15 protein-coding genes and 1 pseudogene are annotated in these 15,015 nt (G+C 35.6%); 11 read left to right on the top strand and 5 right to left on the bottom strand.

The window, feature by feature from the left end; genetic code table 11:
- Nucleotides 1-2 precede the first annotated feature (2 nt).
- The 10 genes and pseudogenes from ACLHG9_RS08160 to ACLHG9_RS08115 all read left to right on the top strand — a co-directional run bounded on the left by ACLHG9_RS08160 (nt 3) and on the right by ACLHG9_RS08115 (nt 9,113).
- Entirely contained in the window at nt 3-713 is a 711-nt protein-coding gene (locus ACLHG9_RS08160; RefSeq protein WP_410221006.1) for a DUF4386 domain-containing protein, read from the top strand.
- A 102-nt stretch (nt 714-815) separates the two neighbouring features.
- Nucleotides 816-1,255: pseudogene (locus ACLHG9_RS08155) on the top strand (carboxymuconolactone decarboxylase family protein).
- A 14-nt stretch (nt 1,256-1,269) separates the two neighbouring features.
- Nucleotides 1,270-2,127 carry an alpha/beta fold hydrolase gene (locus ACLHG9_RS08150; RefSeq protein ID WP_410221005.1) on the top strand — a complete coding sequence of 286 codons (858 nt, stop codon included), beginning with the start codon at nt 1,270-1,272 and terminating at the stop codon, nt 2,125-2,127.
- Nucleotides 2,108-2,467 carry a cupin domain-containing protein gene (locus ACLHG9_RS08145; protein WP_410221004.1) on the top strand — a complete coding sequence of 120 codons (360 nt, stop codon included), beginning with the start codon at nt 2,108-2,110 and terminating at the stop codon, nt 2,465-2,467. Before ACLHG9_RS08150 ends, ACLHG9_RS08145 begins: the two co-directional genes overlap by 20 nt.
- A gap of 3 nt (nt 2,468-2,470) precedes the next feature.
- Nucleotides 2,471-2,869, top strand: coding sequence for a nucleoside 2-deoxyribosyltransferase (locus tag ACLHG9_RS08140; RefSeq protein WP_410221003.1), 399 nt, complete (start codon nt 2,471-2,473; stop codon nt 2,867-2,869).
- 60 nt (nt 2,870-2,929) lie between these two features.
- Entirely contained in the window at nt 2,930-3,562 is a 633-nt protein-coding gene (locus tag ACLHG9_RS08135; protein WP_410221002.1) for a class I SAM-dependent DNA methyltransferase, read from the top strand.
- A gap of 67 nt (nt 3,563-3,629) precedes the next feature.
- Nucleotides 3,630-4,157 (top strand): hypothetical protein, encoded by a 528-nt coding sequence (locus ACLHG9_RS08130; protein ID WP_410221001.1) that lies wholly within the window; start codon nt 3,630-3,632, stop codon nt 4,155-4,157.
- Nucleotides 4,158-4,215: 58 nt separating this feature from the next.
- Entirely contained in the window at nt 4,216-5,055 is an 840-nt protein-coding gene (locus tag ACLHG9_RS08125) for an alpha/beta hydrolase (RefSeq protein ID WP_410221000.1), read from the top strand.
- 179 nt (nt 5,056-5,234) lie between these two features.
- Nucleotides 5,235-7,166, top strand: a complete 1,932-nt coding sequence (gene rpsA, locus ACLHG9_RS08120; RefSeq protein WP_410220999.1) for a 30S ribosomal protein S1 — start codon at nt 5,235-5,237, stop codon at nt 7,164-7,166.
- Between the two features lie 267 nt (nt 7,167-7,433).
- Nucleotides 7,434-9,113: a beta-N-acetylhexosaminidase gene (locus tag ACLHG9_RS08115; RefSeq protein WP_410220998.1), complete on the top strand. Its 1,680-nt coding sequence runs from the start codon at nt 7,434-7,436 to the stop codon at nt 9,111-9,113.
- Between the two features lie 269 nt (nt 9,114-9,382).
- Here ACLHG9_RS08115 and ACLHG9_RS08110 read toward each other — a convergent pair whose 3' ends face one another.
- On the bottom strand, nt 9,383-9,802 hold the full coding sequence (locus tag ACLHG9_RS08110) for a thiol-disulfide oxidoreductase DCC family protein (protein WP_410220997.1): 420 nt from the start codon (nt 9,800-9,802) through the stop codon (nt 9,383-9,385).
- 81 nt (nt 9,803-9,883) lie between these two features.
- Between ACLHG9_RS08110 and ACLHG9_RS08105 the strand changes: the two genes are divergently transcribed.
- Nucleotides 9,884-10,732 (top strand): aminotransferase class IV, encoded by an 849-nt coding sequence (locus ACLHG9_RS08105; protein ID WP_410220996.1) that lies wholly within the window; start codon nt 9,884-9,886, stop codon nt 10,730-10,732.
- A gap of 95 nt (nt 10,733-10,827) precedes the next feature.
- Here the strand turns inward: ACLHG9_RS08105 and ACLHG9_RS08100 are convergent, their stop codons facing one another.
- Genes ACLHG9_RS08100 through ACLHG9_RS08085 form a run of 4 tightly spaced genes read right to left on the bottom strand, consistent with a single transcriptional unit; the run spans nt 10,828 to nt 14,794 of the window.
- Nucleotides 10,828-11,991, bottom strand: a complete 1,164-nt coding sequence (locus ACLHG9_RS08100; RefSeq protein WP_410220995.1) for an ABC transporter permease — start codon at nt 11,989-11,991, stop codon at nt 10,828-10,830.
- Nucleotides 11,991-12,953, bottom strand: a complete 963-nt coding sequence (locus tag ACLHG9_RS08095; RefSeq protein ID WP_410220994.1) for an HlyD family secretion protein — start codon at nt 12,951-12,953, stop codon at nt 11,991-11,993. Before ACLHG9_RS08095 ends, ACLHG9_RS08100 begins: the two co-directional genes overlap by 1 nt.
- Nucleotides 12,954-12,956: 3 nt before the next feature.
- Entirely contained in the window at nt 12,957-14,345 is a 1,389-nt protein-coding gene (locus ACLHG9_RS08090; protein WP_410220993.1) for a TolC family protein, read from the bottom strand.
- Nucleotides 14,342-14,794: a MarR family winged helix-turn-helix transcriptional regulator gene (locus ACLHG9_RS08085; protein ID WP_410220992.1), complete on the bottom strand. Its 453-nt coding sequence runs from the start codon at nt 14,792-14,794 to the stop codon at nt 14,342-14,344. Before ACLHG9_RS08085 ends, ACLHG9_RS08090 begins: the two co-directional genes overlap by 4 nt.
- Nucleotides 14,795-15,015 lie beyond the last annotated feature (221 nt).

Genomic DNA, 15,015 nt, shown 5'->3' with positions numbered 1-15,015 from the left:
GTATGACAAACAAGAGAGGTATATCCAGAATAGCAGGGGTTCTTTATCTGGTGGTAGTTATAACAGGAATGTTCAGCCTGGCCTATGTGCCTAAACAATTATTTGCATGGAATAATCCCGCACAAACATTTAACAACATCCTTGATCATGAAAGCCTATTTAGGCTTAGCATTGCGGCCAGCGCACTTTGTTATATCGCTTTTATCTTTTTACCTATTGCCCTATACCAACTTTTAAAGTCTGTAAGTAAGTTTTATGCAAAAATCATGGTGCTTTTGGTAATGGTTAGCATTCCAATCTCTTTTAGCAACCTACAAAATAAATATGCCATTCTTTCTTTAATAGAAGCCCTAAAGCAACCAGGTGCAATAACAAGCGAAATTCATCAGCAAACCATGCTTTATCTTAACCAATATGATCAAGGTATTTTTGTAGCCACAGTATTTTGGGGTCTATGGCTTTTACCTTTTGGGTATTTGGTTTATAAATCCACATTCTTACCTAAGTTTTTAGGCATCCTCTTAATGCTGGGCTGTTTAGGTTACTTGGCCAATTACTTTGGCAATACTTTATCTGGCAATTATGGTAACATAGGCATAGCACAATATCTAAGCTTATTGCCAGCAGCAGGCGAGATCGGAACTTGTTTATGGTTGCTTTTTATAGGAGCGAGAGAGAAAGTAAGCTTATCTGATCAATCCTATAAAAATTAGTTTTGCTGCCTTAACGTTGAAATAAAATTTTAAGTCCACTCTTAACATTACTTAAGCCCTTTTTACATACAAACTTTTTAGCTTTGCTAAAAGCTAAAAATCATGGAAAAAAGAATGGATATCTCAAAGCTGGAACCAAAAGCCTATAAACAAATGCTGGGTTTAGAAGCTTACCTGCAAAACGCTCAACTTTCTAAAACACATTTAGAACTGATCAAAATCAGGGCATCGCAAATTAACGGTTGTGCCTTTTGTATCAATATGCATACTTCTGATGCCTTGAAACAAGGAGAAACAGCACAACGTATTTTCTTGCTCAATGCATGGAGAGAGAAACCACATTGTTTACCGAAGAGGAAAGAACCGTTTTAGCTATGACAGAAGAAATCACTTTAATCCATCAAAACGGATTATCTGATAAAACCTATAAACAGGCTGAAAGTTTTTTTGATGCGAACTACATTGCACAGATTATCATGGCGGTGGTTACCATAAATGCCTGGAACAGGATTGCAATTAGTTCACGCACACCCGTACAATAAAAAAGTTCACAATAATGTATAAACATTATATTTTTCCACTCCTGAAAATCATCTTTTTATGCTTTTTCACAAGCTTTTCTTTCGGACAGCATCAAAAATACGATCCTACTAAAATTGACAGCCTTTCTTTTACAAACAATAGAAAATTATTAAATAGTTTAAATACCGATAAGTTTCAAAAAGGGATTTATAAAAGCGGAAATGCAACCATACCCTATCGCTTGCTGTCCCCTAAACACACAAACGAAAAAACAAAATACCCTTTGGTAATTACCTTTCACAATTCCTCAAGAATTGGTGACAACAATGAAGATCAACTGGAACCTTTTGCAAGGATTTGGTTAAGGGACGAAATTAGTGAACAATATCCATGCTATGTATTGGCGCCACAGTTCAGCAAACGTTCCTCAAATTATGAAACGGACAGCAACGGTGTCTTGATTTCAAAACCTTCAGAAGATGTTTTTGAACTATTAAAACTTATTGGACAAATCGAAAAAGAATATCCTGATATTGATCAAAATAAGATTTATCTAATTGGATATTCAATGGGAGCATCAACAGCACAAAACTTAATGTGCATTGAGCCTGATAAATTTGCCGCGATGGTTTCGGTGGCAGCAGTTCCTGATTTATCGGCCTTAAACAAATTTAAGGGCAAAAACATTTGGCTTATACATGGAACCGAAGATCAAGAAAATCCCTATGCGGGAAGTGTAGAATTATACCACAAACTTAAGGGCAATAAAAACCTGATTTTTACAACTTTTACCTATCTTCAACATAACAATATTGTAATTCCATTTTTAACAAACGATAAAATACAAAAATGGTTATTTAAGCAACGAAAACATGGAAAAAGTAAATCTTGAGGAGAAATTTGCATTATTTAATGAGCACTGGTCGCCTAAAATTGTTGGTGAACTTAATGGTCAGCATGTAAAACTTGCTAAGCTCAAAGGCGAGTTTGTATGGCATAAACATGATCATGAAGATGAACTGTTTTTCGTTGTAAAAGGAAGTTTCAAGATGGAATACCGTGATAGAACAGTTATAATAAACGAAAATGAATTCATCATTGTTCCAAAAGGTGTAGAGCATAGGCCGGTTGCAGAAGAAGAAGTGCTTATTATGTTATTTGAACCCGCTACAACCTTGAATACAGGCAATACAGAGAACGAGCTTACCAAACACGTTTTAGATAAAATATAAGTTATGCGGGCATATATCTCGGTCAGTTTTAGCAAAAGAAAATCAATGGATACTGAGATTACGGCAATTGTGCATACTTTAAAGAAGTTTGGCATAGAATCAATCGTATTTGTGGATCAGTATCTCTTCCATTCCGATCAAGAAGCACAGATGATGGCACAGGCTATGGCAGATATAGATAGTTGTAATCTGCTTATAGCAGAAACATCAGAAAAAGGTATTGGCATAGGCATAGAAGTTGGTTACGCAAAAGCAAAAGGCAAACCAATTATCTATATGCGCAAGGCAAATGCAGAACATTCAACAACGGTTTCAGGGATCGCCGATTTTAGAATCATTTACACAGATGCGGGAGATTTAGAAAAACAACTTGCTCAAACCGTAAACACGTTGAGCACTTAGCTTTAATTATGCCCGCCATCAAAGAAAATACTATCTTTATACCAATAGGCTATAATTTAAATGGATAAATACCAAGAAACCTTTGATACGTGGAATAAGGTAGCAACATTATATGAGGATAAGTTTATGGATTTAGATCTTTATAATGAATCTTATGATCTGATATGTAGTTCTATTAGCCAGAAGAATGCAAAATTGTTAGAAATTGGTTGCGGTCCTGGAAACATCACAAAATATCTTTTATCTAAACGGCCCGATTTTGATATTTTTGGGATTGATATTGCACCAAATATGGTTCAGCTTGCCAAAAAGAATAATCCTACAGCAAATTTTGCCGTAATGGACAGCAGGCAGATCAGTAAAATAGAAACGAAGTATAGCGGTATCGTCTGTGGTTTTTGCTTGCCCTATCTTTCGCATACAGATGTAGTTAAATTAATTGCGGATTGTTACGAATTATTGAATAACAAGGGATTGCTCTATTTAAGCTTCGTTAAAGGTAATCCCAATAAATCAGGCTACCAAACAGGCCGTAACGGCAACAGAATCTATTTTTATTTTCATCGTTTAACAGAACTGACCCAGCAATTAACAGCTCATAAATTTCAGGATATACAGATATTGAATGTAGAATTTAAAAAGTCAGGGATTGAAACAGATACACATACCATTCTTATTGCAACAAAATCATAAAATTATTTTATATGTACCTTATTTATCTATAAATTTATATACCTTATTTATCTATAAAGGTCTTATTATGAAAATCAACAAAATTATTTATCTCTCACTTTTAATTATGGCATGTAATTCACCCGGGAAAAAGCATGAAGGAGAAAAAATAGCTGCAAAAATCGTAGCTTCTCAAGTTTCAGTTGACATGGAAACACCTCCACCCATTTTACATTCGAATTTTAAAAATATTCATGATTGGCTAATTGATGTTTGTAAACAGAATCAACCCAAAGTTGAAATTTCAAAATTTGAAATCGGACTTTTTGAAGGAGATGATCTTAAAGGAAACAAAGAATATATGCTTTGTTTAATAGGTAAAAACACTTACAGCAAGGGCAACCGTACAGAAATACGTAATGACTTCATCCCGAAAAACACTTATTTTAAACTTCCTGAAGAATTTTCTAAAAACTTATCGCATGCTCAGGTCTTAGATAAAATAATTGCAGAATTAAAAGACTTTACACAATCAAGCTCCTTTGAGCGCTCATTCTTGGCTAATGCAAAAGAAATTAAATTTGACAGAACAAATCAGCCCATTTGGTCTAAGTAAGCATATAAAATGCCCCTATCTTGAGCTTTGTGTCAAACTAAATTGACAAACATTACAAATGAATAAAATACTGACCACTTTCTTTTTAGCTTTTCTTACAAGCTCAATTTTTGCACAAACAAATAAGGCCAAACCATTTGTAATTGGTCAAATTGACGAAATCCAATCAAAAGAACTCAATGAAAAAAGGAAATTAAATATCTATCTACCAGAAGGATACAATCCAAAAGATACTGTAAAATATCCCGTTATCTATTTATTAGATGGCTCTGCCGATGAGGATTTCATCCATGTTGCCGGCCTCGTTCAATTCAGTAGCTTTGAATGGGTTAATTATATGCCAAAATCAATTGTGGTTGGTATTGCCACAGTTGATAGAAGAAGAGATTTTACTTTCCCTACCACTATAGAGGCAGATAAAAAAGCATACCCCACTACTGGGCATTCCAATAATTTTATAGCATTCATTGAAAAAGAATTACAGCCCTATATCCAGACTAAATACAGCACCAACCATATCAGGACCATTATTGGGCAGTCCTTGGGCGGATTATTGGCAACAAATATCCTATTTAACAAACCTAAATTATTCAATAAATATATTATCATTAGCCCAAGCTTATGGTGGGATAATGGTTCCTTGCTCAATCAACCCGTTTCCGATTTTGAGCATACAGACATTTATATAGGTGTAGGTAAAGAAGGCATAACACCTACTGTGGTTCCACGCGTAATGGAAGTAGATGCCAATGTACTTGCTGATAAGATCAAAAGTCTGAAAAGAAAAAATGTAAGCGTATATTTTGACTATTTACCTTTAGAAAACCATGCAACCATTATGCATCAAGCTGTATCCAATGCGTTTAGACGCATATATATAAAACCACAAACCGGGTAAATGTTACCCTGTAGCCTATCACAATATGATTAAGCTATTGATTTATTTAAAAAATAAAATCTGGATAGCCCAAGTAACCCACTAAATATCAGCCATATTTATTTCAAAAATCTTTTGCTTTATTAAAATTATCCGTACCTTTGCGGTCCCTAAACAGGGAAAAAGGAGATAATTAATTAATGGCTAAAAAACAAGTAGCAGAAAAAGAACTAGAGGCTAAAAAAGCCGAACTACAAGGTGCAGACGCCCGTTTGAACCAAAAAGAAACTATTGAATCAGAAGCTGATTCAGTATCGATCGAACAGATCAAATCACAATTAGCTACCCCATCTGAAGATTTTGATTGGGATGCTGACGAAAAAGTATTTGGTAACTACAATGAAGAAGACCGTAAAAAGTTTGAGGCAATGTATTCAGATACTTTCAATCAAATCACTCAAGGTGAGATCATTTCTGGTACAGTAGTATCAATCAACAACAAAGACGTAGTATTAAACGTTGGTTTTAAATCAGACGGTTTAGTATCTGCTTCTGAGTTCCGTGATCTTCCTGATTTGAAAATTGGCGATAAAGTTGACGTGTTTGTAGAAGCACCTGAAGATGCTAATGGCCAGTTAATCCTATCTCGTAAGAGAGCTAAAACGCAACGTTCTTGGGAAACCATCAACGAAGCCCTTGACAATGACACGATCATCAATGGTTACGTTAAATCACGTACTAAAGGTGGTCTTATCGTTGATATCATGGGAGTTGAGGCATTCTTACCAGGCTCTCAGATTGACATTAAACCAATCCGTGATTACGATGTTTACGTAGGTAAAACTATGGAATTCAAAGTGGTTAAAATTAACCACGAGTTCAAAAACGTTGTAGTTTCTCATAAAGTATTAATTGAAGACGATTTAGAAAGCCAAAAAGTAGAAATCGTTTCTAAATTAGAAAAAGGTCAGGTACTTGAAGGTACAGTTAAAAACATCACTGATTTCGGTGTATTCATCGATCTTGGTGGCGTAGATGGCTTATTGCACATCACTGATATCTCTTGGGGCCGTATAGACCACCCTAAAGAAGTATTATCATTAGATCAGAAAATCAACGTTGTTGTTTTAGATTTTGATGATGAGAAAAAACGTATCGCTTTAGGTTTAAAACAATTAACTTCTCATCCTTGGGAGAACTTAGATTCGGCTATCCAGGTTGGTTCTAAAGTAAAAGGAAAAATCGTAACTGTTGCAGATTACGGTGCTTTCTTAGAAATCATCCCAGGTGTTGAAGGTTTAATCCACGTTTCAGAAATGAGCTGGTCACAAAACTTACGTTCTCCGCAAGAGTTCTTAAAAGTTGGTGACGAAATCGAAGCTGAAGTATTAACTTTAGACCGCGATGAGCGCAAAATGAGCTTGGGTATTAAACAATTAACTCAAGATCCATGGCAAAATGTTGCTGAGAAATATCCAGTTGGAAGCAAACACCAAGCTGTTGTTAAAAACATGACTAACTTTGGTGTATTTGTTGAAATTGAAGAAGGAATTGATGGGTTAATCCACATTTCTGATCTTTCTTGGAGCAAAAAAATCAATCACCCTAACGAGTTTACCAAAGTTGGTGATACATTAGATGTTGTAGTTTTAGAACTTGATGTTGAGAACCGCAAATTATCTTTAGGTCACAAACAATTAGAGGAAAACCCTTGGGATACTTTCGAAACCATTTTCACTTTAGATTCAATTCACCAAGGTACAGTAATTAAAGTAACTGATAAAGGTGCAGTGATTGCGTTACCATACGGAGTTGAAGGTTTTGTACCAACAAAACACATGGCTAAAGAAGATGGTTCTGTATTAAAAGCAGAAGAGGTTGCTGATTTCAAAATCATCGAGTTTAACAAAGATGCTAAACGTATCGTAGTTTCTCACGCTCGTATTTGGGAAGAAGCTAAAGCTGAAGCCGTAGCTGAAGAAAAAGCAGCTAAGAAAAAAGAGGCTAAAGCCGCTAACTCAGCAGTTAAAAAAGTGAAAGATTCAGTAGAGAAATCTACATTAGGTGATCTAGATGTTCTAGCCCAATTGAAATCTCAAATGGAAGGCGAAGAGAAAAAAGCTAAAGGCTAATTCTTTAAGAATCCAATAAATATTAAGCCTCGACATTCGTCGGGGCTTTTTTGTTTATATATTGCTGGCATTTCCGAGTCATCGATTACTATGTCCCTGCTTTCGCTCATAAGCTTATTTGGTTCATTTCCCTGCTAATTAATTCGCTCAATCAGGTCAATACAAAACCTACTGTATTTGCCACCTTATAAGCGCAAAAAACAGCATAAAAACTCAAAAACATTCAATCAACAATTGTATGCCCATAAATAAATACTATTTTTGAATATGAAGAAATTTGTCTTAACCGGGTTGATGTTGGCTAATGTACTCTTATCAACAGCACAAATAAACATTATTCCTAAACCTGTTTATGTAAAAGCAGAGCCGCAACAAAAAGGTTTTACCATTAACAACCAGACGAGAATTGTTATTGAAAATGATTCTTTAAAAAGCGCAGCAGTTTTTTTTAACGATTATTTACAAAAGTATCTTCAGTTTAAGCTTACAATTACTAATGTTAAACCCGAAGCTAATTATATTTCTTTAGCAGTTAATACCAAAGTAATTGAGTTTGACAATGCCTATGTTCTGGGTACCTCATCAAAAAATATTTCTATTACCGGAACTTCTAAATCGGGAGTTTTTTATGGTATTCAAACCCTCATACAGTTATTACCTACCGAAAAAAAGAACGAGCTTAACGTCCCTTCAGTTGCAATAACAGATTATCCCCGTTTTGAATATAGAGGTATGCATTTAGATGTAAGCCGTCATTTTTTTGATGTAGATTTTATAAAACAGTACATCGATTACCTTGCATTACATAAGATGAACTATTTTCATTGGCATTTAACAGATGATCATGGATGGCGCATAGAAATTAAGAAATATCCAAAGCTTACTGAGATTGGCGCATGGAGAAATGGTAGCATTATAGGGCTTTGGCCGGGAAAAGGCAATGAAAATATTAAATATCAGGTCTTACCTGATGATGTAAAAATTACCCCTGTTAACGCTGTCATAAAAACCGATGGTATTCGTCATGGCGGCTTTTATACTCAGGATGAGATCAGGGATGTAATCAAATATGCAGCCGATAGATACATTACTATTATCCCCGAAATTGAAATGCCTGCACACAGTATGGCGGCTTTGGCGGCCTATCCCGAATTTGGAACCGAGCCTGGCAAAAAATATCAGGTGGCCGAAACATGGGGTATGATGAATAAGTACAATAACGTACTGCAGCCTACTGAAAAAACATTTTCTTTCTTAGAAGATGTATTAACAGAAGTCATAAATCTATTTCCTTCACAATACATTCACATTGGTGGAGATGAAGCCTCTAAAGTATGGTGGAAACAATCTGCAGAAACGCAGAAAATCATGAAAGAGAAAGGCATTAAAGACGAAGTTGCCCTGCAGAGCTATTTCATCCATCGCATAGAAAAATTTGTAAACAGTAAAGGTAAAATCATTATTGGCTGGGATGAAATATTAGATGGCGGCTTGGCCCCCAACGCCATAGTAATGAGCTGGAGAGGCGAAAAAGGCGGCATTGCTGCTGCTAAAGTAAAACAAAAGGTAATTATGAGCCCCGAAGAGAAGCTCTACCTTAACCATAAGCAATTTATGCAAGAAGATAGTTTAGCTGCCAATAAATATCTTCCGCTTGAAACGGTATATAGCTACGAACCCATACCTGCAGAACTTAATGCTGAACAGGCAAAATACATCTGGGGAGCGCAGGGTAATTTATGGTCAGAATATATTGCCAATCCCGCTAAAGTAGAATACATGATTTTTCCGCGTATGGATGCATTAAGTGAAATGCAGTGGTCGCCAAAAGAGCAAAAAAATTATCCCGACTTTTTAAAACGGTTAAGAACACAATTTAAGCGTTACGATTTAATGGGGATTACTTATAGCAAACGATATTTAGATCCAGTTAATATAGAGAAATAATTTTTCAATCTTGTTTGTAACGTTTTAGGTTTTCATATACTCATGAAAAAAAGTATAAAACCAAATCATGATGAAAACGGATAAAAGACAAAAAAGAAAGATTGAGTATTGCCGCACTATTTATTACTGTAATCTGTTTTAATGATGGCCAAGTTTAATAAAATATCCTTTCCTAACATTTGGTGTAGTTTTATTGATTTGGAATTATATGATTATTATAAAGTACAAGAGCCCAAGCAGAAAAATATAATAAACACCAAAAATATCTTTTAAGGTAAAAATTTATGTTGGAACTCCGGTGCAGGTATTAAACAATGGCCTGTTTTTCCAAACCACTTATACCTGTTCCGGGCAATATAATTATATAATGCATTTCTTATAAATGCAGGTATAATCATAAAACCATACAACAAGGACCAAAAGCTGTTTAAATGTTTTGCTATCCTCAATGCCGCATCAGATTGTCGGTACAAATGTCCAGCCTCCCATAAAATAATGCTCTGCTTTATTTCATTGCCCAAAGCAAGATCAGTAAGCATAACTTGAGCGGTTTCACCTTGTAAAGAAGCAAATCTGAAAAGATCTTTACGGTCTCTTTTTAGAATAAACTGCACCGATCGGTTACACAAATTACATTCTCCGTCAAAGAAAACAACCAGCTTTTTTTCAGGTAACTGCACTTTGTTCATTCTTTTATTTAGTAACTTGCAATGATAGGTATCAAACCATTGTTCGATATAAAATTACGCAAATCACAGCACTGAACTAAGATGGAGAACAAATATATTTTTGTAAACGATCAGTTTATTCATCATACCGAGGCCAGATTACACGTATCAGATTTGAGTATTCAAAGAGGTTACGGCATATTTGATTTTTTGAAAACCATTGATTTTCATCCCATATTTATAGATGATTATTTAGATCGTTTTTACCGGTCTGCAAAAGAAATGAATTTGGCGCCTCCTTATGAACGTACAGAGCTTAAATCCTTAGTCAGGCAATTGATAGAAAAAAATAATATTGCCAATTCGGGCATCAAATTAATATTAACAGGTGGATTTTCTGAAGACGGTTTTACCATCTCTGCCAAGCCTAATTTTATGATGGTACAAAACCCTTTAAATATTGGAAATGAGGGCTTTGAAAAAGGGCTTAAACTGATTACCAACAATTTTCAACGACAGGTACCTTCTGTTAAAACTATAGATTATCTGCAAGCGATAAAAACATGGCCACAGGTAATCAGCCATCATGCTGACGATATTTTATACCATAAAGATGGAGCCGTTAGAGAATGTCCGCGAGCCAACATTTTCATGGTAAAAGGCCGGGAAGTTTTCACACCTCAAACAGATATTCTGCGAGGAATTACACGTAGCAAAGTCTTATCTTTAGAAATAGCCGATTTAAACATTATAGAAAAAGATTTTTCATTGGAAGAATTACAAGCGGCTGATGAGGTTTTTGTTACTGTTACAACCAAAAACATTTGTCCCGTTTTACAAATCGACAACAAACTAATTAATGATGGAAACATAGGTAAGGTTACACGCAGCTTAAGTACGCTATTACAGCAGCTCATCCGTAAAGATGTTGAGCTTAAAAACGGTTTTTAACATTCGATTTCCTTCTAAACATTAAAAAAGCTTACAAAAGGGTGTTATTATCCCCCCTCTTGTAAGCTTTCTTGTTTTAAAATCCCAATGTTTATCTAACGCTTAGACTCTTTCAGTACTTTTCTCTTTTTAATATACAGGGCTATGAACGACAGTACAAAACCTATAATAGTAATGACCAACAACTTATTAATGTACGGATAAGTCAGATCTACAGGTCCGTTCTCTATGATCAATATCCTGAATATCGGCAAGAAATGGATTAAAGGTATAATACTTGCAATATCCTGTATCCATACCGGCATCTGGCTTAATGGCCATGTAAAACCCGATAAGATAAAGCTGGGAGTTGCAATTACCATCAATACCTCTGTAGCTTTTAACTGGTTGGGCAGTAAAATACTGACCAGCACACCAATAAAACATACCGAAACCACAAATAAGCCTGCTATTAAGGTTAGTGCACCCAGATTTTCATAAAACGGAATTTTAAACCACCAGGTAAAGAACCAGTATAACAGCCATATACCAAAGCTCATAATAAGATAAGGTATGATTTTAACCATCAGTAATTTAAACGTAGAGGATGATTTATGAACAAGCTCTTTAAAGGTATTATTCTCAAATTCTGACGCAAAAGACAGAGCTAAACCTAACATTAAAACCTGCTGTAATACGGTGGCAAGGATACCCGGCCACAGAAAATACATATAATTGGTCGAGCGGTTATTCTTCTTGATAAAAGTTGTTTTAAAAGGCTCATACTGGCTCATCAAGAGATTTTCAGGTACACCTTGTTTTCGTAAGGTTTCTAACTGAACCCCCACTTTTAAGGTACCCAAAACTACCTGTATGGCAGTTGATGCATAATTGGCTGTTAAAACGTTTGCTGTATTCACAATGGTGGTAATTTCAGGGTATTTCTTGGTTAAGACCTGTTTTTCAAAACCTTCGGGTATAATAACCACACTGGCGGCATCTTTTTCAATCATCAACCTCGAGAGATTGTTCTCGTCAAATTGTAATGCAGCAATAGATAATACCTCATTATCTCCCATCATTTCAATAGCTCTTTTGCTCAGCTTACTCTGATCATGATCTACAACAATAATAGGCAAATGTGTTACCTTTCCTTTGTTATAAACATAACCTAAAAGTACGCCATACATAATGGGCGCTCCTATAAACAAGATACGTAAAACGCTGTTGTTCCAGAACATCGCGAATTCACGCTTAAGCAATCCAAAAAATGTTCTCATTACTTTTTGTTTATGGTAACCGTTGATTTTGAAAACAATTCACCAGCCTCGGCTATATTTTTGGGTTCTACAGTAATCTCATATAGCGCATCCTGCATATTATAATCAGGATATGCCGTTGCAATATTGGCATAAGCACCTATTTGCTTAACATTTCTGATGGTCCCTTCTATTTTTTTATTATTCTGATAAGGGATGGCAACTTCGATTTGTTCGCCTTTTTTATATTGATCTATTTTACTTTCAGGAACAGTAAACCTGAAATAGGTGCTTGATTTAAGCGACCCGGTAAATAAAGTATAGCCCGGCAAGGCCAGCTCTCCTACTTTTAGGGTAATACTTTCTAAGGTCATATCTTGCGGAGCAATAATATAACGTTCTTTTTCTGCGGTCTGTACTTCCTGTAAAGCACCTAAGGCTCGGTCTTTTTGGCCTAATGCCATAGTTTGCTGCTCTATCCTTGCTCCATTTTTCACATCAGCTATCTCAGCCTCAACTGCGGTGTACTGTGCCAATGCGCCCTGATATTTCGCATAAACTTCATCATATTGTTGTTGTGGCACCAAAGAATCGCTCACCATGGCCTGTATCCGGCTTAAAGATTTTTTAGCGAAATCATATTGTTCTTTCAAGGCATTTCTTTTCGCATCCAGTTGTTTAAGCTGATTGGCTGTAGCTCCACGCACGCTCATGGCATATTGCGCATCCGCCGATTTTACAGCACCTTGAGCTTGGGCTTTCTTGGCATCCACTTCGGGTATATCCAAAATAGCCAAAGTATCCCCTTTCTTCACCTGATCTCCTTCATTAAAATTGATTTTTAGAATGCGGCCAGGTACTTTACTTACCACAGCTATTTCTTCACGCTCAACTTTGCCCTGTATGAGGTTGTTAGCGGTATCTTTTCTGTTGCATGCTGTAAATGCAATTAAACTGATGAGTAGTAATGAATAATTTTTCATGATTTATTTTACTTGAATAGCGTTTTGTAAATTTCCTGTTGATGAAAGCGTTTCAATAGCCATTTTACGCTGCTCAACAATGTTGGTTATTTTACTTAATGAGACCTGGTAAATATCTATTTCGGCAGCCAGACGTTCAGTTACATTGATCAATCCGGCACTATACTGCTTCTGGGCCATGTTCAGGTTATTTTTGGCAATTTTTTCTCGTTGGTCAGCTACTTCAATCTGTTTCAATAAGGTTTCATACTGTACATTATTATTTTGCAGCTGCAATTGCATTTTCTCTTTCGAATCACTAATCTGGTTTTCAATCTGCCTGATGTTAATCTTGGCTTCATCTATTTTATGCTTACGCTCAAATCCGCTAAAGATATCCCATTTTAAAGCTACGCCTACTACAAAACTTGGGCTCAAAGTAGCTGAATTGAGCTTCATTTTATAATTATTTCCAGTTATAGGCCCAGAAAAACTACTTCTGGCATCAAATACAGACGCGTAGCTGTAATTACCAAAAGCACCTAAATTGGGCAATAAAGAACCCTTTTCTTTTTTCAATGCGTATTCATAAGCATTTTTAAATTGCGCTAAAGCTTTCAGTTCAGAACGGTTCTCCGTATTTAAACCATTGGTAAGTACAATAGGTTCCAGATCATAAACCACACTGTCAATTTGCTTTTCATTATAATGCGTTATCATGGCAATTTTCTGGTAGAGCACTTTATATTTACCTTCTATCTCAAACCGCTTAGAACTGAGTTCCAGCATAGCAAGCTTGATTTTATCTCTGTCGTAAGGAATAGCCAGACCATTTGCAATAGCTTTTTCAACCCGTTCTGTTTCTTTTTTTAAACGCACTTCACTCTCATCGATCAGTTTCTTGGCTTCATTCAATAACCTGATCTGGTCAAAAGAGTTGATCACATCTTTAATAATGGCATCTTTTTTCGGTTCGGCCATTAAAGCAGTTCCTTTTTTCTTGGCATCCAGAGCTTTGGCTCCATTTAAAATTTGTCCACCACTAAAAAGTATAGCTTTAGCAGTAACACCCCCCAGCAGCAGGTTCCCATTATTGTCAAACTTTTGATCACCCGAAAACAGATTTATCCCCGTAAGTGGTAAAGTAAGCGCAGGTATATCTAAGCTTAAGGTATTGTTAAAATAGCCATACATGGCATTTGCGCTAACCGTTGGAATATACTTACTTAAAACACTTTTCCTTTCGAGCTCCATCTTATCTGTTTCGAGATAATGGTTAGTTAAATCTGTGCTTTGACTAATAGCGGCATCAATAGCCTGCATCAATGTTTTTGAGATCCTGACCTCCTGAGCTTGCAATATGGGCAGACCCAAAAAACACAACATCAGAATTGTAATAAATAGTTTTTTCATGATTTGGCAGTGTCTATATTTTTATAAATTTTTTCAAATACATTCTTAACTGTTTGCATCTCTTCTTCAGTTAAACCTATAGAAATATCATTCAGCGCTTCATTAGCCACTTTCATGATATTTTTTTCTTCCTTTTTACCTTTTTCGGTTAAAAAAATCAGGTTTAGTCTTCTATCATAGGCATCCGCTTTTCTTACAATATAACCATCTCTTTCCAAATTATCCAGCAATCTGGTTGTGCTGGGCTTATCACGACCTGTCTCATCTGCTATAACCTGCTGCGATACGCCATCGTGTTTCCACAGTTGAACTAAGATCGTCCATTGTTCACGCGTGAGCGAAACTGCATTATTTTTAAACTTTTGGGCCAGGTACCTGTTTACATACATAAATAGCCGCCCGGTAAGCAAATTATATTTATCCTCTAAAGAAATTATATTAGTATCCATAACAACAGTTGCATAAACAACTACAAAGGTAAACCAATTTAGTTAGTTAAACAACTATTTTCTGAAAATTGTTTTACTTTTTGATATAAAATACTCCTATATAGCTTATTTGTATGATTTTAACAATTAAGCACTTAGAATAAAAGCAAAGTATTAAACCCTAAACTTTTAAAGTTTTTGCCTTTATTTTTTGATTTTCATTATATTTGCCCAATCTTAGT

The sequence above is a fragment of the Pedobacter sp. genome (genome assembly GCF_046462515.1).
In the GTDB taxonomy this organism is placed as follows: Bacteria; Bacteroidota; Bacteroidia; order Sphingobacteriales; family Sphingobacteriaceae; genus Pedobacter.
The sequence above is the reverse complement of the archived record's forward strand: the minus strand, read 5'-3'. Positions and strand labels throughout refer to the sequence as shown.